Origin of the sequence: Streptomyces sp. NPDC006208 (assembly GCF_040613775.1) — a bacterium.
Taxonomy (GTDB): domain Bacteria; phylum Actinomycetota; class Actinomycetes; order Streptomycetales; family Streptomycetaceae; genus Streptomyces.
Genome location: NZ_JBEXSW010000032.1, coordinates 61027 through 84819 on the forward strand (window position 1 = coordinate 61027; position 23793 = coordinate 84819).

General features: G+C 71.6%; 19 protein-coding genes and 1 pseudogene. 16 read left to right on the forward strand and 4 right to left on the reverse strand.

Annotated features, from left to right (window positions below):
* The first annotated feature begins 53 nt into the window (after positions 1-53).
* The 4 genes and pseudogenes from ABZ208_RS24970 (at position 54) to ABZ208_RS24985 (ending at position 5909) form a co-directional block, all read left to right on the forward strand.
* Positions 54-1172, forward strand: a complete 1119-nt coding sequence (locus ABZ208_RS24970; protein WP_356911692.1) for a ComEA family DNA-binding protein — start codon at positions 54-56, stop codon at positions 1170-1172.
* Positions 1169-3885, forward strand: a pseudogene (locus ABZ208_RS24975) (ComEC/Rec2 family competence protein). The gene ABZ208_RS24970 and the pseudogene ABZ208_RS24975 overlap by 4 nt, the downstream one beginning before the upstream one ends.
* Positions 3886-3960: 75 nt before the next feature.
* Positions 3961-4569 carry a helix-turn-helix domain-containing protein gene (locus tag ABZ208_RS24980; RefSeq protein ID WP_356911693.1) on the forward strand — a complete coding sequence of 203 codons (609 nt, stop codon included), beginning with the start codon at positions 3961-3963 and terminating at the stop codon, positions 4567-4569.
* The gene (locus ABZ208_RS24985) at positions 4566-5909 is read left to right on the forward strand and encodes an MFS transporter (RefSeq protein WP_356911694.1); all 1344 of its coding nucleotides are present in this window, start codon (positions 4566-4568) and stop codon (positions 5907-5909) included. Before ABZ208_RS24980 ends, ABZ208_RS24985 begins: the two co-directional genes overlap by 4 nt.
* Here ABZ208_RS24985 and ABZ208_RS24990 read toward each other — a convergent pair.
* Complete coding sequence (locus ABZ208_RS24990) at positions 5881-6336, reverse strand: pyridoxamine 5'-phosphate oxidase family protein (RefSeq protein WP_356911695.1); 456 nt, start codon at positions 6334-6336, stop codon at positions 5881-5883. The two genes, ABZ208_RS24985 and ABZ208_RS24990, sit on opposite strands and share 29 nt — an antisense overlap.
* 145 nt (positions 6337-6481) lie before the next feature.
* Here ABZ208_RS24990 and ABZ208_RS24995 point away from each other — a divergent pair, with 145 nt between their 5' ends.
* Genes ABZ208_RS24995 through holA form a run of 3 tightly spaced genes read left to right on the forward strand, consistent with a single transcriptional unit; the run spans position 6482 to position 8652 of the window.
* Positions 6482-7321, forward strand: coding sequence for an arylamine N-acetyltransferase (locus ABZ208_RS24995; protein WP_356911696.1), 840 nt, complete (start codon positions 6482-6484; stop codon positions 7319-7321).
* Positions 7322-7371: 50 nt separating this feature from the next.
* Positions 7372-7617, forward strand: coding sequence for a hypothetical protein (locus ABZ208_RS25000; RefSeq protein ID WP_356911697.1), 246 nt, complete (start codon positions 7372-7374; stop codon positions 7615-7617).
* Between the two features lie 45 nt (positions 7618-7662).
* Positions 7663-8652 (forward strand): DNA polymerase III subunit delta, encoded by a 990-nt coding sequence (gene holA, locus ABZ208_RS25005; RefSeq protein WP_356911698.1) that lies wholly within the window; start codon positions 7663-7665, stop codon positions 8650-8652.
* Between the two features lie 353 nt (positions 8653-9005).
* On the opposite strand, the gene rpsT is transcribed toward holA, so the two are convergent.
* A complete protein-coding gene (rpsT, locus tag ABZ208_RS25010) occupies positions 9006-9272 on the reverse strand; it encodes a 30S ribosomal protein S20 (RefSeq protein WP_328400704.1) in 267 nt (88 codons plus the stop codon).
* Between the two features lie 242 nt (positions 9273-9514).
* Between rpsT and lepA the strand changes: the two genes are divergently transcribed.
* The 5 genes from lepA (at position 9515) to ABZ208_RS25035 (ending at position 17671) form a co-directional block, all read left to right on the forward strand.
* A complete protein-coding gene (gene lepA, locus ABZ208_RS25015) occupies positions 9515-11380 on the forward strand; it encodes a translation elongation factor 4 (RefSeq protein WP_356911699.1) in 1866 nt (621 codons plus the stop codon).
* Between the two features lie 337 nt (positions 11381-11717).
* Entirely contained in the window at positions 11718-13607 is a 1890-nt protein-coding gene (locus ABZ208_RS25020; RefSeq protein WP_356911700.1) for an AMP-dependent synthetase/ligase, read from the forward strand.
* Between the two features lie 150 nt (positions 13608-13757).
* On the forward strand, positions 13758-15704 hold the full coding sequence (locus ABZ208_RS25025; RefSeq protein WP_356911725.1) for a SpoIIE family protein phosphatase: 1947 nt from the start codon (positions 13758-13760) through the stop codon (positions 15702-15704).
* A gap of 64 nt (positions 15705-15768) precedes the next feature.
* A complete protein-coding gene (gene hemW / locus ABZ208_RS25030) occupies positions 15769-17001 on the forward strand; it encodes a radical SAM family heme chaperone HemW (protein ID WP_356911701.1) in 1233 nt (410 codons plus the stop codon).
* 100 nt (positions 17002-17101) lie between these two features.
* A complete protein-coding gene (locus tag ABZ208_RS25035; RefSeq protein ID WP_356911702.1) occupies positions 17102-17671 on the forward strand; it encodes a Uma2 family endonuclease in 570 nt (189 codons plus the stop codon).
* Here ABZ208_RS25035 and ABZ208_RS25040 read toward each other — a convergent pair.
* Positions 17668-18486 carry a DUF3097 domain-containing protein gene (locus ABZ208_RS25040; protein WP_356911703.1) on the reverse strand — a complete coding sequence of 273 codons (819 nt, stop codon included), beginning with the start codon at positions 18484-18486 and terminating at the stop codon, positions 17668-17670. The genes ABZ208_RS25035 and ABZ208_RS25040 overlap by 4 nt on opposite strands.
* Before the next feature lie 74 nt (positions 18487-18560).
* Positions 18561-19283 carry an MBL fold metallo-hydrolase gene (locus ABZ208_RS25045; protein ID WP_356911704.1) on the reverse strand — a complete coding sequence of 241 codons (723 nt, stop codon included), beginning with the start codon at positions 19281-19283 and terminating at the stop codon, positions 18561-18563.
* 165 nt (positions 19284-19448) lie between these two features.
* Here ABZ208_RS25045 and hrcA point away from each other — a divergent pair, with 165 nt between their 5' ends.
* From hrcA to ABZ208_RS25065, 4 genes are all read left to right on the forward strand, one after another.
* On the forward strand, positions 19449-20474 hold the full coding sequence (hrcA, locus tag ABZ208_RS25050) for a heat-inducible transcriptional repressor HrcA (protein ID WP_328400719.1): 1026 nt from the start codon (positions 19449-19451) through the stop codon (positions 20472-20474).
* The gene (gene dnaJ, locus ABZ208_RS25055; protein WP_356911705.1) at positions 20475-21608 is read left to right on the forward strand and encodes a molecular chaperone DnaJ; all 1134 of its coding nucleotides are present in this window, start codon (positions 20475-20477) and stop codon (positions 21606-21608) included. It abuts the gene before it with no gap.
* A gap of 235 nt (positions 21609-21843) precedes the next feature.
* Positions 21844-22917, forward strand: coding sequence for a nitronate monooxygenase (locus ABZ208_RS25060; RefSeq protein ID WP_356911706.1), 1074 nt, complete (start codon positions 21844-21846; stop codon positions 22915-22917).
* Positions 22914-23654, forward strand: a complete 741-nt coding sequence (locus ABZ208_RS25065) for a 16S rRNA (uracil(1498)-N(3))-methyltransferase (RefSeq protein ID WP_356911707.1) — start codon at positions 22914-22916, stop codon at positions 23652-23654. Before ABZ208_RS25060 ends, ABZ208_RS25065 begins: the two co-directional genes overlap by 4 nt.
* Positions 23655-23793: the final 139 nt, after the last annotated feature.

A 23793-nucleotide genomic window follows, 5' to 3' on the forward strand; every position in this document is an offset into this window, starting at 1 on the left:
AGGAATCAGGCGTGCTCAGCGGGTTCGGACGAGTGTGCCTACCGTCCTGTGACATGGCTCTTCGATCACCTTCCGCAACCAGTGGACCGGGCCGTGCCCGGCCCTCGGACAGCCGCGTACGTCACGGCCGACGCCTCGGCCGCCGTCGTGGCAGACACGCCTCGGCCGCGTCGGCCACCGCCCTGCGCCGACGTGCGGATGCGCTGTTCATGGGAGCGGCGCGCGGGCGCGGGGGAGTCGTGGAGTACGCGGGCGCCCGGGTGCCCGGAGCTGTCGCGGACGGCTCCTCGGGACGACGAGGGGGAGCCGGGACGGGGCCCGGCCGGGCCGGCTCGTCGCACCGCGTGCGGGTGGCACTGCTCGACAGGCCGGAGACGACTGCTGTGCCGGACCGACCGCGCGACGGGGGAGGCGCCGCCGGCGCGGCGGGCGCGGTGAGGGACCGGGCCGTGCCCGGCGATGAGGTCCGGGGCGGGGACCGGTATCCGATGTGGCTCGCCCTGCGGGAGCGGCTTCCTGTGTGGGTGCAGCTCAGGTGCGGACTGGAGCCGAGGACGCTCGCCGCACTCGCCGTGGTCCTCGTCGCCGCCGCGGTGTTCGCGGCGGTGCATTTCTGGGCGGGCCGTCCGCAGACCGTACGGCCTCCTGAACTGGTTCGCCAGGGTGCTGCCGCGCGGCCCGGACCGCCTGCGGGCGTTCCGGCACACTCGCCCGGCCTGCCGGCGGACGAGGGGGAGCGGGGGGCCCGGATCGTCGTCGATGTGAGCGGCAAGGTGCTCCGGCCGGGGGTGCTCCGGCTGCCGGCCGGCTCGAGGGTGGCCGATGCCCTGGCTGCCGCGGGAGGCGTCAGGGCCGGCACGGACCTCACAGGGCTCAACCGGGCGCGTGTGCTGATGGACGGGGAGCAGGTCGTGGTGGGCGTTCCCGCTCCGCCCGGGCCGGTCGGGACGGGCCCGGGCGGAGCGGGCGGGCCCGCGGCGGGGCCGGTGAGCCTCAACTCGGCCACGGTCGAGCAGCTGGAGACGCTTCCCGGGGTCGGGCCCGTGCTGGCCCAGCACATCGTCGACCACCGCACGCAGCACGGGGGCTTCCGGTCGGTCGACGAGCTGCGTGATGTGAACGGGATCGGCGACCGGCGCTTCGCGGACCTAGAGAGCCTGGTGCGGCCATGACGCGCGCGGCGGTTCACGAGCGGTCCGGGCACCGGCTGGGCGCGTCCGACCCCCGCCAGGGCGGCCCCACCGATCTGCGCCTCGTCCCACCGGCGTTGGCAGCCTGGGCCGCCGCGGCGCTCGCTGTGGGGGTGCCCGGGTGGTGGACGCTGGCGGGGGTGACGGGGTGCCTCGTGCTGGCGGGCCTGCTGCCGTCGGCACTGGCTGCACGCCGCGTGTGGGTGATGCGGACGGGTGCTGTCCCGGACGAGCCGCGTGGGGCCCATGGCGAAGGCCGGGGAGGCCCGAGCACGGGGTGGGCCACGCCACTCTCCGGCAGCACGCGGAGCGTGGAGTTACGGCCCTTCGCCGCACCCGGCAGGGCCCGCCGGGTCGGGCGGGCCGACGGCGCCGGTCCGGCCGGCGCAGGGGTTGCCGATGCGTCCGGGCGGACCCGCCGGAGGCGTCGGGGGCTCAATGCGACCTCCGCTGCCGCAGTGTTGCTGTGCGCCGCCGCCGGGGGCGCCTCAGCCGGGCTGCACAGCGCGGACCTGCGGCGTGGACCGCTCCCCGAACTGGCCGGCCGCCATGCGTACGTGACCCTGGAGCTGACCGTCTCGACGGACCCGAGGCCGATCCGTCCCAAGGTCGTCGGGGACCGGACGGCGGCGGGGGTCATCGTGCTGGACGCCGAGGTGACCCGGGTGTCCAGGTCCGGCGATGTGGTGACCACGACGCGCACGCCCGTCCTGGTGACCGTGAGGCCCGGCGCCGCGGCCGGGCGGTGGCAGCGGCTGCTGCCGTCCACCCGGTTGCGGGTGGCAGGCCGCCTCGCGCCGCCGCTACGGCCGGACGACAGATTCGCCGCCGTCATCAGGACCACGGGGGACGGCCCACCGCGGATCACCGGGCCGCCGACCGGCCTCCAGCGCATGGCGGGCAGCCTGCGCGCCGGGCTGCGCGAGGCGACGGACGAGCTGGCCCCGGACGCACGGGCCCTGCTGCCGGGACTGGTCGTGGGGGACACCTCACGTGTGCCTCCCGACCTGCACGAAGCGTTCGAGGCGACCGACCTGACCCATCTGCTCGCCGTCTCGGGCAGCAATCTCACCATTGTCCTCGTCCTGCTGATCGGTCCTCCCGGTACGGCGCTGCTGGCCGAACGGGGCGGACTTGCGCCTCGGGCGGGCATCACGCTGCGCGGGACCGCGCTGTTCGGCGGCCTTCTCACACTCGGGTTCGTCATCGTGTGCCGTCCGGAGCCGAGCGTGCTGCGGGCGGCCGTGTGCGGGCTGATCACCCTGCTCGCCATCGGCACCGGGCGGCGCAGGTCGCTCATTCCGGCGCTGGCGGCGGCCGTGCTGCTGCTGGTTCTGTACGACCCTTGGCTGGCGCGCAGCTACGGCTTTCTGCTCTCCGTGCTGGCCACCTGCGCCCTGCTCACGATCGGCCCGGTCTGGAGCGCGGCGCTGCAAAGGCGGCAAGTGCCGGCCCGGCTTGCCGAGGCGCTGGCGGCCGCCGCGGCGGCCCAGGCGGTGTGCGCCCCGGTGGTGGCGGTGTTCGCGTCGCGGGTCAGCCTTGTGGCGATCCCGTGCAATCTGGCCGCCGAACTGGCGGTGGCTCCCGCCACCGTTCTCGGCTTCGCCGCCCTCGCCGCGGCACCCGTGGCGATACCGGCGGCCGAGCTGATGGCACGCCTTGCCGCCTGGCCCGTGGGGTGGATCGCCACCGTCGCACGTGCGGGAGCGGAGCTTCCCGGGGCGCAGGCGCACTGGCCCGGGGGCCTGCTCGGAGGGCTGCTGCTCGCCGCCGCCACCGCGGTGGCCGTGCTCGTGGTGCGCCGGCTGTGGCGGCACCCGTGGGCTGCCGTGGTGTGTGTGCTCCTGCTGGTGCTCACCGTGCTGCGACCGGCCCCGTTCACCCGGGTCATCAGCGGCTGGCCGCCGCCCGGCTGGGCGTTCGTGATGTGCGACGTCGGGCAGGGCGACGCCCTGGTGCTCGCGGCCGGTGAGGGCGCGGCGGTGGTCGTGGACGCGGGGCCCGACCCCGCGCTCGCGGACCGGTGCCTGCGCGAACTGGGCGTCAGATCGATCCCGTTGCTGCTGGTGACGCATTTCCACGCCGACCATGTCGCGGGACTTGCGGGCGTGCTGCGGGGCCGGGCCGTCGGCGCGATCCAGACGACGACGCTCGAAGAGCCGCGTGAACAGGCGGCGTTCGTGCGGCGTGCGGCGCGGACTGCCGGGGTGCCCGTGATTCCCGCGTGGCCGGGTGAGCGCCGGCGGGCCGGGCCGCTGTCCTGGCAGGTGCTGTGGCCGGACCGGGTCCCGGGCGCGCGAAGGGGCACGGCATTCGAAGGGCCGAACGACGCAAGCGTGGCGTTGCACGTCCGTGCAGCCGGCGGCCTGACACTGCTGCTCCTCGGGGATCTGGAGCCGCCCGCCCAGCGGGCACTGATAGGGGCGCACCCGGCGCTCCCGTCGGTGGACGTGCTCAAGGTGCCCACCACGGCTCGGCGTACCAGCATCCGCGGCTGCTGGCCGGGGCCGGGCCGCGCCTTGCGCTGATCTCCTGCGGCCGGGACAACCCGTACGGCCACCCCGCGCCGCGCACCCTCGGCGCGCTGCGGGACCAAGGGGCGCGGCTGCTGCGGACAGACCGGGACGGGGCGATCGCCGTGACGGGAGCGGGAGGGGAGCTGCGTGCTGTGACGCGCGGCGGCGGGGCCGGGTGAGCACGGCCCAGGAGGGACCAGGCCCTGCAAGGGAAATCCTTGTAAAGGAAGCTTTCTAAAGATAGCTTTACAAGCATGCCGGACGCTGGAGTGCCCATGGAGCCATCTCGCCGCACCATCACCCTCACCGACCCCCGCGCCCTACGCGCCTACGCCCATCCGACCCGGATGCGGCTGGTCGGACTGCTGCGCCACCAGGGGCCGTTCACGGCCACCACGGCGGCGGAGCTGACCGGCGAGTCCGTGGCCAGCTGCTCGTACCACCTGCGCATGCTGGCCAAGTACGGACTCGTCGAGGAGGCCGGGGGCGGTCAGGGCAGGGAGAAGCCGTGGCGGGCGACGGCCACCTACACCGAGTGGCCCGACCACTCCGACGACCCGGCCGTCACGGAGGCGGCCACCGCGCTCGGCACCGCGGTCGCGGAGCGGTACTTCGAACGCATGACCAAGGCCATAGAGAGCCGCCATCTCCTTTCCGAGCAATGGCAGGAGGCCGAGTCCTTCGGCGACACCATGCTCTACCTCACCCCCGAGGAACTGGTGCGCGTGCGCCATGAGATGAACGCCGTGCTCGCCCCTTACGAGGACCGGAACAACGATGCCTCGCTCCGCCCTGAGGAGTCCCGGCCCGTCGAGTTCCTGAGGATCGCCTTCGTCCGGCGCGAATCCACGGAGCGCTCATGAAGGCCGGGCTGTCGGCACGTGTCCCGCTCCTGCTGCGCGAGACCGCCTTTCGCCGCTTCTGGGCCGGTCAGACCGCTTCGCTGATCGGCGACCAGATCTCGCTGATCGCCGTTCCGCTCGCCGCCGTGCTGGTCCTCGGTGCCGGTGCCGCCGAGATGGGCTGGCTCAAGACCGCCGAACTGCTGCCTGCCCTGCTGCTGAACATCCCCGCGGGCAGCTGGGCCGACCGCCGGCCGGACCGCCGGCGCATCATGATCGCCACCGATCTGGCCCGGGCCGCGCTCCTGGTCTCGCTCCCCGTCGCCTACGCCCTGGATGCGCTCAGCCTCGTCCAGCTCTATGTCGTCGCCTTCGGCGTCGGCGCGCTGACGGTCCTTTTCGAAGTCTGCCACGCCACCCTGTTCGTGGCCCTGCTCCCCGCCGAGCGCTTCGTGCAGGGCAACTCCCTGCTCAACGGCAGCCGTTCACTGTCCTGGCTGACCGGACCGAGCATCGGGGGACTGCTCGTGCAGACGCTCACGGCACCGGTCGCGCTGCTCGTCGACGGGCTCACGTACCTGGCCTCGGCGGGCTGCCTCGCACGCATCCGGCCCGAGGAACCGGCGCCCGCCCCACCCGGCAAGGGCCAGTTCACCGAGGGCATGCGCTGGATGCTCAAGGACCGATCCATGCGCGCCGTGACCGCGGCTGCCGGTACCGTCCAGTTCTTCAACTTCATGTTCCACACGCTCTTCGTCCTGTACGCCACAACCGAACTGGGCCTGAGCCCGGGCGTTCTGGGGGCCGTACTCGGAGCCGGAGCCGTCGGCGGACTGCTCGGCGCCGTATGCACCACCAGGGTTGTCGGCCGGTTCGGGATCGGCCCGTCCATTGTGGTCGGCTTCGCCGGATTCACCCTGCCGCTGCTGCTGATACCCATGGCCCAGGGGCCGCGGCCGCTGGTCGTCGGCATGCTGGTCGCGGGCGAGTTCCTCTCCTGCGCAGGCGTGATGCTGACCGACATCGCGGCCTCCTCACTCCAGCTGGCAATGATCCCGGAGGCCATACGCTCACGGGTCCTGGGCGCCTGCCGCACGCTGAACCACGGCTTCCGCCCGCTCGGAGCAATGACCGCGGGCGCCCTCGGCACCGCGATCGGACTGCGCCCGACCCTCTGGATAGCCACGGCCGGAGCCGTGCTCTCGGTCGTCTGGCTGCTGCCCTCGCCCGTGCCGCGCATCCGTACGCTCCCGGGCGCACCGGCACACAGCCCCGCGGGCGGCGCGACGGCGGCCGACTCTCCGCCGGCCGCGCCGGAGCCCGGGACGGAGGTCAGTCCAGCCAGCGACCGTCGCGCATGAGAAGCCGGTTCTCCTGTTCGTTCACCTCGCGCCAGGCCTTCACCACATGAGGGGTGATCCGGAAGAAGACCCACGTCTGCCCGTCCCTCGGGTCCCAGTTCAGCTTCGTCGCGAAGGCGTCGGCGGACTCCTGCTCCAGTTCGGAGGTCTCGACGATCTCGGCGTGTCCTTCGATGTGCACCACATCGCGGGTGGGGCCCACGGTGAGCGCGACCTTGCCCCGGGGCGTGATGTTCCGCGCGGTCGGGTTGGTGCGGCGGGTGCACATCACCAGGGTGCCGCGGTCCCACAGGAACGACAGAGGCATGAGAGTCGGTTCGCCGTCCGGCGACGCCGTGGCCACCCAGGCGTCATGGTCCTCCGCCAGCCGGGCGAGGGTGTCCTGCTTGCGCTGGTCCCGGCTGCGTGCCGGCTCCCGAGTCGTCATACCCGCACGCTAGGCAGCGGGCCCCGTCCGGCGCGTCCGACCACGGGCGGGCGGTCCTCCGTCGATCGGCCTAGGACCAGGGTGCGCGGTGTCTCGGCCCATGAGCGCATGGCGCGGCAACGGACCGCCGACGAGGATGGACCCCATGGAAACACCGTCCCCACAGGCACATGAGCGGGAGCAACGGCCGTCCGTGCCGTCGGCGGAGACCGTCGACGCCTATCTCCGCCGTATCGGAGCCGCCCGGCCCGAGCGGACGGACGCTGCGGCCCTGCGCGAGCTGCAACTGCGGCATCTGCTCACCGTGCCGTTCGAGAACCTCTCGATCCACCTCGGTGAGAACCTCGTCCTCGATGAGAAGCCTCTGCTCGACAAGGTCGTCCGGGCCCGACGCGGAGGGTTCTGCTACGAACTCAACGGAGCGTTCGCCGCGTTGCTGCGCGGCCTCGGGTTCCGGGTGACGCTGCTTCAGGCCCGAGTCTTCGGACCGGGCGGGCGGCTGGGAATCCCGTACGACCACATGACCCTCCGCGTCGAGACCGCCGACGGCACCGGTCCCTGGCTGGCCGATGTCGGATTCGGCGACCACAGCCACCACCCGCTCGCACTCGAGGAGCGGGGCGAACAGCACGATCCGGCGGGGACGTTCCGGATCGCACAGGCGCCCGACGGGGACCTGGACGTACTGCGGGACGGTAAACCGCAGTTCCGGCTCGATCCGCGCCCGCGCGAGCTGGCCGACTTCGAGGCCGGTGCCTGGTACCACCGCACCTCGCCCGCCTCCCACTTCACGCAGTCCCTCGTGTGCTCCCGGCTCACCGAGGACGGCCGTGTCACCCTCTCCGGCCGCAAGCTGGTCACCACTGTGGACGGTGAGCGGGAGGAGCGTACGTTCGCGGACGACGCCGACGTGCTGGCCGCGTACCGGCACCACTTCGGGCTGAGCCTGGACCGGGTCCTCGAGGTCCGGCCGTCCCGCGACTGAGCAGCGGCGCAAGGGGAAACGGAGCCCGCCGGAGGCGGCACAATACTGCGGTGGACGATGTGAGACATGTGCTGGTGCTGCCCGACCGCGACGCCGCTGAGGAGGTCGCCGAGGCCATCGGCGACCGGTTCGGCGTGAATGACGAGCCCCAGTTGGTACGGGACGCCCTGGCCGGTGAGGACGACGCCGAGGACGTCCAGTGGCTGGTGGTCGTCGAGGACCCGGACAGCACGCTGGACGCGGCGGCGCTGGACGAGTTCGTCGCCGACTGGGACGGCTGGCGCGAAGCCCACTGACGGTTCCCCCGGCGCTGTCAGCGGCGCATGGGATGCTTGTCGGCGATGGCCACCAGGAAGAATTCGACCGACGATCCGCTCGCCCCCGTCACGCTCGCCGTGGGCCAGGAGGACCTGCTCCTCGACCGTGCCGTGCAGCAGGTGGTGGCGGCCGCACGGGCCGCTGACGCCGACACGGACGTACGCGACCTCACCGCCGACCAGCTCCAGCCCGGCACCCTGGCAGAGCTGACCAGCCCTTCGCTGTTCGCCGAGCGCAAGGTCGTGATCGTGCGCAATGCGCAGGATCTCTCCGCCGACACGATCAAGGACGTCAAGGCATATCTCGGCGCTCCGGTCGAGGAGATCACCCTGGTGCTGCTGCACCCCGGCGGCGCGAAGGGCAAAGGCCTGCTGGACGCGGCCCGCAAGGCCGGGGCGCGCGAGGTCGCCTGCCCCAAGACCACCAAGCCCGCGGAACGGCTCACATTCGTCCGCTCGGAGTTCCGTGCGCTCGGCAGGTCCGCGACCCCCGAAGCGTGCCAGGCACTGGTCGACTCGATCGGCAGCGATCTGCGGGAGCTCGCGAGCGCGGTCTCCCAGCTGACTGCCGATGTCGAGGGCACCATCGACGAGGCGGTCGTCGGGCGGTACTACACCGGCCGGGCCGAGGCCTCCAGCTTCAATGTGGCCGACCGGGCGGTGGAGGGCCGTGCGGCCGAGGCGCTGGAGGCGCTGCGCTGGTCGCTGTCGACCGGGGTCGCCCCGGTGCTGATCACCAGCGCGCTGGCCCAGGGCGTGAGGGCGATCGGCAAGCTGTCCTCGGCCCGCGGCGGCCGGCCGGCCGATCTCGCCCGTGAACTGGGCATGCCGCCCTGGAAGATCGACCGCGTGCGCCAGCAGATGCGGGGCTGGACCCCCGACGGAGTCGCGGCGGCGCTCCGAGCGGTGGCCGAGGCGGACGCCGGCGTCAAGGGCGGCGGTGACGACCCGGAGTACGCGCTGGAGCGGGCGGTCGTGGCGATCGCCCGCGCGGCCCGTTCCGGCCGCCGCTGACGCGGCGCGATTCGGTACGGGCGTGCCTGGCCCCGTGGGGCTTCCGTGTGAGCGTGTCCGGTCCCCGTCGGGTTCAGGCATGCCTGTGCCCGTCGGAGGCGCACGGTCGCGCCTGGTCGCGGTGCCGGTGCCCATGCCGCAAGTGCGGCATCGCCCCGTGGCGCCGGGCCCCGGAGCCACGCACGACAAAAGCCCCGGCCCGCGGTCCTGGGGAAGGACGGCGGCCGGGGCCTTCGTTCACACTTGGTGCGCCGCACCCGCGTGGCGAACGCAGGCCGCGTGCGGCGCGAGGGGTGCCGGTCGGGAGCGGATGAGAGGGCCCGCTTGATCCCTAACGGCGGTCAGTCACGAGCTCAGCCCTGCAGGGAGCCAACCTTGGCAGCCAGCGCCGACTTCTTGTTGGCGGCGGCGTTCTTGTGGATGACACCCTTCGAGACAGCCTTGTCGAGCTTGCGGGACGCCTCACGGACGGCCACGGTGGCCTTCTCGACGTCGCCGGCGACGACGGCCTCGCGGGCCTTGCGGATCGCGGTCTTGAGCGAGGACTTGACGGCCTTGTTGCGCAGGCGCGCCTTCTCGTTCGTCTTGTTCCGCTTGATCTGGGACTTGATGTTCGCCACGAAAGAGCCTTCTCAGGTTCGATGATCTCTGATGTCGTATCCCTCCCCCGCAACCCTCCGGGTACGGGAGACGCCCTCAGAGAGGGCACGAGACACAGCTGCCCAGGCTACCAGCCGCTGGTCGGACGGCCCAAACCGGGCACAGTCCCGTACGCGTGGGACGATGGACCACGTATCGATCCGACATCGACCCCAGCCGAGCCTCACCCGACCCGGCATCTGCCGAAGAATCAGGACCCTGCGTGCCCGCGACTCCTCCTCATGTGCCCGAGCCGAGCCGTACCGACCCGGCTCTGATCCGCAATTTCTGCATCATCGCGCATATCGACCACGGCAAGTCGACCCTTGCCGACCGGATGCTGCAGCTGACCGGTGTGGTCGAGCAGCGGCAGATGCGTGCTCAGTACCTCGACCGGATGGACATCGAGCGCGAGCGCGGCATCACGATCAAGTCCCAGGCGGTGCGACTGCCGTGGGCGCCCACCCAGGGTGAGGGCCATGGGAAGACCCACATCCTCAACATGATCGACACCCCCGGGCACGTCGACTTCACCTACGAGGTCTCCCGGTCCCTGGCGGCGTGCGAGGGAACCGTCCTGCTCGTCGACGCCGCCCAGGGCATCGAGGCGCAGACACTCGCCAACCTCTATTTGGCGATGGAGAACGACCTCACGATCGTCCCGGTCCTCAACAAGATCGACCTGCCGGCCGCCCAGCCGGAGAAGTTCGCCGAGGAGCTGGCGAACCTGGTCGGCTGCGACCCGGACGACGTGCTGCGCGTCTCCGCCAAGACCGGCGTCGGCGTCGAGGCACTGCTCGACCGCGTGGTCAAGGATGTCCCGGCCCCGGTCGGTGTGGCCGACGCCCCCGCCCGCGCGATGATCTTCGACTCGGTCTACGACTCGTACCGCGGTGTCGTCACCTATGTACGAGTCATCGACGGCCAGCTCAACAAGCGCGAGCGCATCCGGATGATGTCCACGGGCGCCACCCACGAGCTGCTGGAGATCGGCACCAACTCCCCGGAGATGCTGCCGGCCGACGGCCTCGGCGTCGGTGAGGTCGGCTATCTGATCACCGGTGTGAAGGACGTCCGCCAGTCCAAGGTCGGTGACACCATCACCACCTTGCACAAGGGCGCCACGGAGGCACTCGGCGGCTACAAGGACCCCAAGCCGATGGTGTTCTCCGGCCTGTATCCGCTGGACGGCTCGGACTACCCCGAGCTGCGTGACGCGCTCGACAAGCTCCAGCTCAACGACGCCGCCCTGGTCTACGAGCCGGAGACCTCCGCGGCCCTCGGCTTCGGCTTCCGCGTCGGCTTCCTCGGTCTGCTGCACCTCGACGTGATCCGGGAGCGGCTGGAGCGCGAGTTCGGCCTCGACCTGATCGCCACCGCGCCGAACGTGGTCTACCGCGTCCTCATGGAGGACGGCGTCGAGCACACGGTCACCAACCCGAGTGAATTCCCCGAGGGCAAGATCTCCGAGGTGTACGAGCCGGTCGTACGGGCCACCATCCTGGCGCCGAGCGAGTTCATCGGCTCGATCATGGAGCTCTGCCAGACCCGCCGCGGCACGCTGCTCGGCATGGACTACCTCTCCGAGGACCGGGTGGAGATCCGCTACACCCTGCCGCTCGCGGAGATCGTCTTCGACTTCTTCGACCAGCTGAAGTCCAAGACGCGCGGTTACGCCTCGCTCGACTACGAGCCCACCGGCGAGCAGGCGTCCAGTCTGGTCAAGGTCGACATCCTGCTGCACGGCGACAAGGTCGACGCCTTCTCCGCCATCACCCACAAGGACGCTGCGTACGCATACGGCGTGCGGCTCGTCGCCAAGCTGCGCGAGCTGATCCCGCGGCAGGCGTTCGAGGTGCCGATCCAGGCCGCCATCGGCTCCAGGGTCATCGCCCGGGAGACGATCCGCGCCATCCGCAAGGACGTTCTTGCCAAGTGCTACGGCGGTGACATCTCCCGTAAGCGGAAGCTGCTGGAGAAGCAGAAGGAAGGCAAGAAGCGGATGAAGATGGTCGGCAGCGTGGAGGTGCCTCAGGAGGCCTTCATCGCGGTGCTGTCCAGCGACGAGGGCGGCAAGAGCAAGAAGTAGCGCGGCGGCGGCGAGCGGTCCGTGGGGCGGTTGCCGTCCGGCGTGCGCGGAGTGCGCCGTCCGCCGTTTCCGCCGGCCACACTCGTACCGAGAAGCGCCCGTCCGGTCCCCGGATGGGCGCTTCTCGGCCATCTGTGGATATGCCATTCGTTACATGTGGCATACACCGAATGACTGCTCAGGAGAGCCGACCTGCACTCCGTTCGTTATGAAGCGGCAGCCCGCAGGCTCTTACGCGCCGGTCGTACGCGCTCTACCCTGAGCACGGCTCGATGGTTACTCGCCAGTTTAAAGAACCAGCCAGTCGTGCAGTGCTGCCGCAGGCCCGGAGGACGTCGTGAGCGATACCCAGACCCTGATCGAGAACCGACCGCCGTCCGTCGCGGTCCTGTTCGCCGAGCGCGTGGCGGCCACGCCGGACAGCGAGGCCTACCGCTATCCGGTGCCACCCGCCTCGGGGTCAGGTCCCGATGACTGGAAGTCCCTGAGCTGGGGCGAGGCCGCCGAGCGGGTCCATTCCATTGCCGCCGGGCTGATCGACCTCGGGGTGCAGCCCGAGGAGCGGGTCGCGCTCGCCTCCTCCACCCGGGTCGAGTGGATCCTCGCCGACCTCGGTGTGATGTGCGCGGGCGGCGCCACCACCACGATCTACCCCTCGACCAACGCCGAGGAGTCGGCGTTCATCCTCTCCGACTCCGACAGCCGCGTGCTCATCGCCGAGGACGCCGCCCAGCTGGCCAAGGCGCGTGAGCGCCGGTCCGAGCTGCCCGCGCTCCACCACGTCGTGGTCGTCGACCCGGCCGGGGTGGAGGCGGACGCCGCCGACCCGGAGGGATGGGTTCTCACGCTCGCGGAGCTCGAGGCGCGCGGCGCGCAGTACCTCGAGAAGCACCCGCAGGCCGTCAAGGAGCGGGTCGGCGCCATCACCTCCGACCAGCTGGCGACCCTCATCTACACCTCCGGCACCACCGGCCGGCCCAAGGGCGTGCGCCTGCCGCACGACAACTGGTCGTACATGGCCAAGGCCATGACCGCGACCGGTCTGATCGGCAAGGACGACGTCCAGTACCTGTGGCTGCCGCTGGCGCACGTCTTCGGCAAGGTGCTCACGTCCGGCCAGATCGAGGTCGGCCACGTCACCGCCGTCGACGGCCGGGTCGACAAGATCATCGAGAACCTCCCGGTCGTGCAGCCGACCTACATGGCGGCCGTCCCGCGGATCTTCGAGAAGGTCTACAACGGAGTCGCGGCCAAGGCGCGGGCCGGCGGCGGCGCCAAGTACAAGATCTTCCAGTGGGCGGCCGGGGTCGCCCGTGAGTACGCCAAGGTCACGCAGGACAACTACCGCCGCACCGGCACGGCCACCGCGCCGTTCGGTCTGAGCACCAAGCACAAGATCGCCGATGCGCTCGTCTACTCCAAGCTGCGCGAGGCGTTCGGCGGCCGGCTGCGCGCCGCGGTCTCCGGCTCGGCGGCGCTCGCCCCCGAGATCGGCTTCTTCTTCGCCGGCGCCGGGATCCACATCCTGGAGGGCTACGGCCTCACCGAGTCCAGCGCCGCCTCCTTCGTCAACCCGGGCGAGGCCTACCGCACCGGCACGGTCGGCAAGCCGGTGCCCGGCTGCGAGGTGCGGATCGCGGACGACGGCGAGATTCTGCTGCGCGGCCCCGGCATCATGGACGGCTACCACAACCAGCCCGAGAAGACCGCCGAGGTCCTGGAGCCGGACGGCTGGTTCCACACCGGCGACATCGGCGAACTCTCCGCGGACGGCTATCTGCGGATCACGGACCGCAAGAAGGACCTGATCAAGACCTCTGGCGGCAAGTACATCGCGCCCGCCGAGGTCGAGGGCCAGTTCAAGGCCGTGTGCCCGTTCGTCTCCAACATCCTGGTGCACGGCGCGGACCGGAACTTCTGTACCGCGCTGATCGCCCTCGACGAGGCGGCCATCCTCGGCTGGGCCAAGGACAACGGCCTGGACGGCAAGTCGTACGCCGAGGTGGTGGCCGCGCCGCAGACCGAGCAGCTCATCGAGGGCTATGTGAAGCGCCTCAACGAGGGCCTGCAGCGCTGGCAGACCATCAAGAAGTTCCGGCTGCTGCCGCGCGATCTGGACATCGAGCACGGCGAGCTGACGCCCAGCCTCAAGCTGAAGCGCCCGGTCGTCGAGCGTGAGTACAAGAACCTGATCGAGGAGATGTACGAGGGCTCGCGCGAGGCGTGACGCCCTGCGGAAATCAGCCTTGACGGGGACGGGACCCCACCCAGTTCGGTGACTTGGCGCTTATGTGCGGGCGCATTCTGTCACTCTGTCGGTGTCATCAAGCGGCGCATTGCCAGCACCGATCAGGAGCCGCACATGGGGTCCCTTCCGATGCAGCGAGACACCGGCACACGCTCCACGCTCGTGTACACGGCGGGAGTCGGCGTGTGTCCGGTCGCCCGGATCACTCTGCCGGGCACGCTTGTCACGCCGTCCGCCGCGCGCCGGTTCGCGCGCGGCGTGCTCGGTGACTGGGCCGGGCTCGGCCTGCTCGGGGTGTGCGCGCTGTGTCAGGGCGGTGACGGCTGCCCGCCGGGCGGGCACAGCACCGACCGGTTCGTCGACGACGTGGTGCTGGTCGTCGACGAGCTCGTCACCAACGCCGTTGTCCACGCGGGCACCGGTGCCGAGCTGCTCTGCCGGTTCGAGGAGTCGACGGCGCAGGCGCCCGCGGCCGTCGTGGTCGAGGTCTGCGACCATCACCCGGCCCGGGCGGTGCACAGCGAACCGCACAGCGCCGATCAGTCGGGCACCCCCGACTACGGGCGTGGCCTGCACCTCGTCGGGGCACTCGCCGAGCGCTGGGGCATCACGTACCACGCTGCGCAGAAGACCGTCTGGGCCCGGGTGCCCGTCGACGGCTGGGACACCCGGTCGCTCGCCGTCGCCGAGCCGGTCAGCCACCGGCGTACCGGGAGCCCGCCCCCCGGGTCCGCCGCGGGTGACGAACGCGACTGGGACGGCCGCGGGGCCCTGTCGTTCCTCGCCGAAGCCTCCGATCTGCTCGCCGGACAGCTGGACGAGGACATGGTCGTGGCCCTGGCCGGCCAGCTCCTGGTGCCGCGGCTCGCCGACTGGTGCGCGATCTGGCTGGACGGCGAGAGCGGGCAGCACACGGCGGGCAAGGGCGGTACAGGCACAGCACCGCGGACGGTCCGGGTCTGGCACAGCGACGAGTCCCGCAGCGAGGAGCTGCGGGAGATGCTGGGCCGGCAGCCACCGCCCCTGCCCGGTGATGCGCGCGGAGGGCCCGTGCCGATCGCCTGGCCCTCCGACGGGGAGCCGGGCTCCGGGGACGGCTCCGGAGGCGACGGCACCGCGCTGGCGTGCCCTCTCGTCGCGGGCGGACGCTCGCTGGGCCTCCTGCTCGTCGCGCGCCAGGGGCTCGCCCCCGTGCCCGACGATGTGGCCGCGCTCGTCGAGGACTTCGCCCGCCGGGTCGCCCTGGCCATCAGCGCCGCGCGCCAGTACACCCGGCAGGCCACCATCAGCCAGGTCCTCCAGCGCGGACTGCTGCCCAGCAAGGTGGGGCAGATCCCCGGCGTCGACTCGTTCCTGGTGTACGAGCCGAGCGACGACGGGGTCGTGGGCGGCGACTTCTACGACATCTTTCCCGCCGGGAGCGGCGCGCGCTGGTGCTTCGTGCTCGGCGACGTCCAGGGCAGCGGCCCCGAGGCCGCCGTCGTCACCGGGCTGGCCAGGCCCTGGCTCCGGCTGCTCGCCCGCGAGGGGTACCAGGTGTCCCAGGTCCTCGACCGGCTGAACGGACTGCTGCTCGACGACGCCACGGAGGCGGCGGAGTCCGCCGCCGCACTGGTGGCGGCCGCCTCGGCGGGCGGGCAGGGCGCGCCGGAGGGGCCGCAGGCCCGTTTCCTGTCCCTGCTGTACGGCGAGGTGGTCGCCTCGCCCGCGGGTGGCGTGCGCTGCACGCTGGCGAGCGCCGGTCATCCGCTCCCGCTGCTGCTGCGCCCCGACGGGACCGTGCGGGCCGCGGCCGAGCCGCAGATGCTGCTCGGGGTCGTCGACGATGTCACGTACGAGAGCCAGACCTTCGACCTGGAACCCGGTGACACCCTCCTCTGTGTGACCGACGGGGTGACGGAGCGGCGCTCGGGGGCGCGGATGTTCGACGACGAGGACGGGCTGGCCACGGTGCTCGCCGGGTGCACCGGGCTGCCCGCGCAGGGTGTGGCACAACGGATCAGGGCGGCGGTGTACGCCTTCGCGGAGGCACCGCCGAGGGACGATCTGGCGCTGCTGGTGCTCCAGGCCCGGTGACCCGTTGCTCCGTGCCCGGTGGCCCGGACCGGGCCACCGGGCACGGTGACGGACAATGGGGGGCATGCCCTCCGTACTGCCTGACGGCGAGCCCATGCCCGTCGACGGCGCGCTGCCCGCGTCCGCCCTCGATCGCGCCGGGGACCGGCCGCTCGCCTTCTATCTGCATGTGCCCTACTGCGCCACGCGCTGCGGCTACTGCGACTTCAACACCTACACCGCCACCGAGCTGCGCGGCTCCGGCGGCGTGCTCGCCTCCCGGGAAAACTACGCCGACACCCTGTCCGACGAGATCCGGCTGGCCCGCAAGGTGCTGGGCGACGACCCCCGGCAGGTACGGACCGTGTTCGTCGGCGGTGGTACGCCGACGCTGCTGGATGCCGGCGATCTCGTACGGATGCTGGACGCCGTACGGGAGGAGTTCGGGCTCGCGGACGACGCGGAGATCACGACCGAGGCGAACCCGGAGTCGGTCTCTCCGGAGTATCTGGCGCAGCTGCGGGCCGGGGGCTTCAACCGGATCTCGTTCGGGATGCAGAGCGCGCGGCAGCACGTACTGAAGGTTCTCGACCGTACGCACACGCCCGGGCGCCCCGAGGCGTGTGTCGCGGAGGCGCGTGCGGCCGGCTTCGACCACGTCAACCTCGACCTGATCTACGGCACCCCGGGGGAGAGCGACGACGACTGGCGGGCCTCGCTGGAGGCGGCGGTCGGCGCCGGGCCGGACCATGTCTCGGCGTACGCGCTGATCGTCGAGGAGGGCACACAGCTGGCGCGCCGCATCCGGCGCGGCGAGGTCCCGATGACCGACGACGACGTCCACGCGGACCGCTACCTCATCGCGGACTCGGTGCTGGGACAGGCGGGCTACGACTGGTACGAGGTCTCCAACTGGGCCACATCCGACGCGGGCCGCTGCCTGCACAACGAGCTGTACTGGCGCGGTGCGGACTGGTGGGGCGCCGGGCCCGGCGCGCACAGCCATGTGGGTGGCGTGCGCTGGTGGAACGTGAAGCACCCCGGCGCCTATGCGGCGGCGCTGGCGGAAGGGCGCTCGCCGGGGGCAGGGCGTGAGGTCCTGTCGGACGAGGACCGCCGGGTGGAGCGCATCCTGCTGGAGCTGCGGCTGCGGGAGGGTGTGCCGCTGTCGCTGCTGCGGTCGGCCGGGCGGAAGGCCGCTGACCGCGCCCTGGGGGACGGGCTGCTGGAGACGGGGCCGTACGGGGAGGGGCAGGCGGTGCTGACGCTGCGGGGGCGGCTGCTGGCGGACGCGGTGGTGCGGGACCTGGTGGACTGATCACTCTCCGGAGTGAACCCGTGCGGATCTGAGGTGCACCTGCCTAGGCTGTCCCTAGCCTGCTGCTCAAAGGATGCGGCGGATGAGGAGGGCCACGGAGATGACCGCTGTGGATGACCGGCCTGTTGCATCGATTGCTGACCTCTTCGAGAACCTTGACGTTCCCGAAGGGCTCAAGGCGGAGCTCCTGCGGGGGGAAATCGTGATGATGGCCGGGCCCGACTGGGTCCACAACATGATCGTTCAGTCCGTCCAGGATCAGATTCCGCGTGCTCGCTGGGACCGGCTTCAGACACAGGACATCGCCATCCCGGGCGAGTCGAGCGAGCCGCAGCCCGACCTCGTGGTCCACGAGCATGGGGCTTTCGAAGGCCCCGGCCGACTCATCCCCGCCCCCGCCATCACGATGGTCATGGAAGTGGTCTCCAAGACCAGCGCCGACCGTGACTACCGTCTCAAGCCGTCGATGTACGCGGCCGGACAGGTGGACGCCTATCTGATCGTCGATCCCTTCGCCGCCCGCTGCGTCCTCCTCACCGAACCGACAGGCTCCGGCGAGGCGGCCCGGTACCAGGTAGAGCGGACCGCCAAATTCGGAGACCCGCTGCCCGTCGACGTGCTGGTTCTCACGTTGGACACGTCCCAGTTCCGGACCCTGCCACGCGACTAGGAGCCTTCGGGCGCCGTCACGAAGTCGATCAGTTCCTCCACCCGGCCGAGCAGCTCCGGCTCCAGGTCTTTGTAGGAGTGCACGCGCGACAGGATGTGCTGCCACGCCGCGCCCGTGTTCTGCGGCCAGCCCAGGGCGCGGCACACGCCCGTCTTCCAGTCCTGGCCGCGCGGGACCGCCGGCCAGGAGCGGATGCCCACCGACGAGGGCTTCACCGCCTCCCAGACATCGATGTACGGGTGGCCCACGACCAGCACGTGCGCATCCGTCACCGAGGCCGCGATGCGCGACTCCTTCGAGCCGGGGACCAGGTGGTCGACCAGCACGCCCAGGCGTGCGTCCGCGGCGGGGGCGAACTCCGCGACGATCGACGGGAGGTCGTCGATGCCCTCCAGGTATTCGACGACCACACCCTCGATCCGCAGGTCGTCGCCCCAGACCCGCTCGACCAGTTCCGCGTCGTGGCGGCCCTCCACATAGATGCGGCCGGCCCGGGCGACGCGGGCGCGGGCCTGCGGGACCGCGATCGAGCCGGAGGCCGTACGGGCGGGCCGGGACGGGGCCGCCGCGGAGGGGCGGACCAGGGTGACGACCGTGCCCTCCAGCAGGAAGCCGCGGGGTTCCAGGGGGAAGACCCGGTGCTTGCCGAAGCGGTCCTCCAGCGTGACCGTGCCCGCCTCGCAGCGGATCACCGCGCCGCAGAACCCGGTGGTGACCTCCTCCACGACCAGATCGGGTTCGGCGGGAACCTCGGGAACGGGGCCGGACCGTTTCCAGGGCGGCGTCAGGTCGGGGTCGTACTGCCTCGCGTGCATGGGGGCATTCTGCCGGGGGCCGACGGCCGACGGGGCGTCAGGTCCGGGCAGCGGGCTCCCGTGTGCGGCCGGCGCTACTGCACACCGAAGCGCTCCGCCAGCGCGTCACGCTGGCGGCGCACGAACGCCGCGTCCACCACCGCACCGTGCCCCGGCACGTACATCGCGTCCTCGCCGCCGAGCGCCAGCAGCCGGTCAAGCGCGGCGGGCCAGCGCGACGGGATCGCGTCCGGGCCCGCCTGCGGTTCGCCCGACTCCTCGACCAGGTCGCCGCAGAAGACGACCTCGGGGCTGCCCGGCACCAGCAGCGCAAGATCGTGACCGGTGTGGCCGGGGCCCACATTGGCCAGCAGGACCTGGCGGCCGCCGAGCTCCAGCGTCCACTCCCCGCTCACCAGATGCTGCGGCGCCACCAGCAGGTCGGTGGCCTCCGCGGCCGCGTCCGGGTCCACCCCGTGCCGTACGGCGCTCCTGCGCAGTTCGCCGCGGTCCCGCCGCAGCACCGCGTCGACGCCGACCGCACCGTAGATCTCCACTCCCGCGAACGCGGCCGTCCCCAGCACATGGTCGAAGTGGGGATGGCTCAGTGCGATATGCGTCACCCGGCGGCCGCCCAGGAGTGCCTGCGCCTGGGTGCGGAGCTCGGCCCCTTCGCGGATCGTCGAGCCTGTGTCGTACAGGAGAATCGCGTCCTCACCGGCGACCAAACCGATGGTGGCATCCCAGATCGGCATCCTTCGGCGGCCGATTCCGTCGCCGAGTCGTTCCCAGCCGGAGTCTTCCCAAGTGACGTCCATGCGGCGACGCTATCCGCATCCACCAGCGCAGTCTCGTGACAGCGGGTCGGCCGCCCTTGCTAGGGGGATACCCGGCAGCCGTACACTGGGCCAGGGGAATGCTGGCACTCACCCTCATCGAGTGCCAGGCGAAACACCGAGGAACCACAGCTGGAGGTGCGCGCGATGCTCAGCGAACGCAGACTCGAGGTCCTGCGCGCCATCGTCCAGGACTATGTCGGCACCGAGGAACCCGTCGGCTCCAAGGCCCTGACCGAGCGGCACAAGCTCGGCGTCTCCCCGGCCACCGTCCGCAACGACATGGCGGTGCTGGAGGAAGAGGGCTTCATCGCCCAGCCGCACACCAGTGCGGGACGGATCCCCACCGACAAGGGGTACCGGCTCTTCGTCGACAGGCTGGCCGGCGTCAAGCCGCTGTCGTCGCCCGAGCGCCGCGCCATCCAGAACTTCCTGGACGGAGCGGTCGACCTCGACGACGTCGTGGGCCGTACGGTACGGCTGCTGGCGCAGCTGACCCGGCAGGTCGCCGTCGTCCAGTACCCCTCGCTGACCCGGTCGACCGTCCGGCATGTGGAACTCCTCTCCCTGGCGCCCGCCCGTCTGATGCTCGTGCTGATCACGGACACCGGACGGGTCGAACAGCGCATGATCGACTGCCCTGCGCCCTTCGGTGACATCTCGCTCGCGGATCTGCGCGCCCGGCTCAACAGCCGGGTCGTGGGACGCCGCTTCACGGATGTGCCGCAACTGGTGCAGGACCTGCCCGAGTCCTTCGAGCGCGAGGATCGCGGTACCGTCTCCGCGGTGCTGTCCACGCTGCTCGAAACCCTGGTCGAGGAGACCGAGGAGCGGCTCATGATCGGCGGAACCGCCAATCTGACCCGCTTCGCACACGATTTCCCGCTGACCATCAGGCCGGTGCTCGAGGCGCTCGAGGAGCATGTGGTGCTGCTCAAGCTGCTCGGCGAGGCCAAGGAGTCGGGCGGTATGGGCATGACCGTACGGATCGGTCATGAGAACGCCCACGAAGGTCTCAACTCCACGTCCGTGGTCGCTGTCGGCTACGGTTCGGGCGACGAGGCAGTTGCCAAACTCGGCGTGGTCGGACCGACCCGCATGGACTACCCCGGAACGATGGGAGCGGTACGCGCAGTGGCACGTTACGTCGGACAGATCCTGGCGGAGTCGTAAGTGGCCACGGACTACTACGCCGTACTCGGCGTGCGCCGCGACGCATCTCAGGACGAGATCAAGAAGGCCTTCCGCCGTCTCGCGCGCGAACTCCACCCGGACGTGAATCCGGACCCGAAGACGCAGGAGCGCTTCAAGGAGATCAACGCGGCCTACGAGGTGCTGTCGGACCCGCAGAAGAAGCAGGTCTACGACCTCGGCGGCGACCCGCTGTCGCAGGCCGGCGGCGGCGCGGGCGGCTTCGGAGCGGGTGGCTTCGGCAACTTCTCCGACATCATGGACGCGTTCTTCGGTACGGCGTCGCAGCGCGGCCCCCGGTCACGCACGCGCCGCGGCCAGGACGCCATGATCCGCCTCGAGATCGAGCTCAACGAAGCGGCCTTCGGCACCACCAAGGACATCCAGGTCGACACGGCCGTCGTCTGTACGACGTGCTCCGGTGAGGGCGCGGCGCCCGGTACCTCGGCGCAGACCTGTGACATGTGCCGCGGCCGCGGTGAGGTCTCGCAGGTGACCCGGTCCTTCCTGGGCCAGGTCATGACCTCGCGGCCGTGCCCGCAGTGCCAGGGCTTCGGCACCGTCGTGCCGACCCCGTGCCCCGAGTGCGCAGGCGACGGCCGGGTCCGCTCGCGGCGCACCCTGACCGTGAAGATCCCGGCCGGTGTGGACAACGGCACCCGTATCCAGCTCGCGGGCGAGGGCGAGGTCGGCCCCGGCGGCGGCCCCGCGGGTGATCTGTACGTCGAGATCCACGAACTGCCGCACCCGGTCTTCCAGCGGCGCGGCGACGATCTGCACTGCACGGTGACGATCCCGATGACGGCGGCGGCCCTGGGCACGAAGTGCCCGCTGGAGACGCTCGACGGCGTGGAGGAGGTCGACATCCGGCCGGGTACGCAGTCCGGCCAGTCGATCCCGCTGCACGGTCGCGGCATCACGCATCTGCGCGGCGGAGGACGCGGCGATCTGATCGTGCACGTCGAGGTGACCACCCCGACCAAGCTGGACCCGGACCAGGAGCGGCTGCTGCGCGACCTGGCGAAGCTGCGGGGCGAGGAGCGGCCGTTGGGGCAGTTCCAGCCCGGGCAGCAAGGACTGTTCTCGCGTCTGAAGGATGCGTTCAACGGGCGTTAGGCGGGGTTGTGCCGGGTCCGGGGGTGTCCCCGGGCCGGCACGGTCAGCCTGGGCGGCAGGCTGTTCTCGCGTCTGAAGGATGCGTTCGACGGGCGTCGGGCCCTGGGCGGCTCGAGCCGCCCGCGGCGTGCGGCGCCGGACGCGTCGGCGTCTGGCGCCCCACGCCGCTCCGGGGTCCCCGGCTCGGCGGAATACCGGATTCGGCGGGGCGCCAGGGACATGGCACGATGCGTTCATGTCCTCCGCACTGAGCGATCTTTGCCGGTATCCGATCGTGCAGGCCCCGATGGCGGGCGGTGCCTCCTGCCCCCAGCTCGCCGCTGCTGTCTCCGAGGCCGGTGGCCTCGGCTTCCTCGCGGCCGGGTACAAGACGGCGGACGGCATGTACCAGGAGGTCACACAGCTCCGCGGGCTGACCGGCCGGCCCTTCGGCGTCAATCTGTTCATGCCGCAGCCCGGCACCGCCGACCCCGCCGCAGTCGGGGTCTACATGCAGCAGCTCGCCGGTGAGGCCACCTGGTACGAGACTCCGCTCGGCGATCCCGACAGCGGACGCGACGACGGCTACGAGGCCAAGCTGGCCATCCTGCTCGACGACCCGGTCCCGGTCGTCTCCTTCACCTTCGGCTGCCCCCCGGCCTATGTGTTCAAGTCCTTCGCCAAGGCGGGCACCTTCACGATCGTCACCGTCACCACGCCCGACGAGGCGCTGGCCGCGCACCAGGCAGGCGCCCAGGCGGTGTGCGTGCAGGGGGTGGAGGCGGGTGGTCACCAGGGAACACACCGTGACGACCCCGCCGCCGACGGGTCCGGGATCGGGCTGCTCACCCTGATCGAGCTGGTCCGCGAGACCGTGCCGCTGCCGGTGATCGCCGCGGGCGGGCTGATGCGCGGCTCCCAGATCGCCGCCGCGCTGGCGTGCGGCGCGAGCGCGGGTCAGCTGGGGACCGCGTTCCTGGTGTGCCCCGAGTCCGGCGCGAACGCCCTGCACAAGCAGGCCATGACCAACCCCTTGTTCGTACGCACCGAACTGACCCGTGCCTTCTCCGGGCGGCCCGCGCGGGGCCTGGTGAACCGTTTCATGCGCGAGCACGGGCCCTACGCACCCGCCGCCTATCCCGAGGTGCACCATCTGACCGGTGGGCTGCGCAAGGCGGCTGCCAAGGCGGGCGATCCGCAGGGCATGGCGCTGTGGGCGGGCCAGGGCCACCGGCTGGCACGCGAGCTGCCCGCCGGCCGGCTGGTGGAGGTCCTGGCCGCCGAAGTCGATGCCGCACGGGCCGCGTCGGCGCTGGGTGGTGCGCGATGACTGCGCCGGTGTTCGTCGTCGACGATTTCACTGCGGGCGACGGTGGCCGCTTCGTGCTGGACGGCCCCGAGGGACGCCACGCCGTGTCCGTGAAGCGGCTGCGCCCCCGCGAGGATGTCGTTCTCACCGACGGACACGGCCGGTGGGCCGAATGCGTGGTGCTCGACACGGAAGGCAAGGACCGTCTGGTCGTCCAACTGGACTCGGTCAAGGAGGAGCCGGAGTCCGTGCCCCGCATCACGGTCGTGCAGGCCCTGCCCAAGGGCGACCGCGGCGAACTGGCCGTGGAGACCATGACGGAGACGGGCGTCGACGCGATCGTGCCCTGGGCGGCGTCGCGTTGTATCACCCAGTGGCGTGGCGACCGGGGCGCGAAGGCCCTTGCCAAGTGGCGCTCGACGGCACGGGAGGCGGGCAAGCAGTCCCGCCGGGTCCGTTTCCCCGAGGTGGCGGACGCGGCAACGACCAAGCAGGTGGCGGCGCTTCTGGCGGCGGCGGACTTTGCGGCGGTGCTCCACGAGGAGGGGGCGGAGCCCCTGGCCACCGCGGACCTTCCGGCGGACGGGTCGATCGTGCTGGTCGTCGGCCCGGAGGGCGGCGTGTCCCCCGAGGAACTGGCCGCATTCGCGGAGGCGGGCGCCAAGCACTGCCGACTGGGGCCCAGTGTGCTGCGCACCTCCACGGCGGGCACGGCCGCGACGGCACTGCTGATGGGGCGCACGGGCCGCTGGTCCTGACGGACCGGCTCTGCCCACCGGCGCGCTCGGGTCTGGTCCTGATGGACCGGCTCTGCCCACCGGCGCGCTCGGGTCTGGTCCTGATGGACCGGCTCTGCCCACCGGCGCGCTCGGGTCTGGTCCTGATGGACCGGCTCTG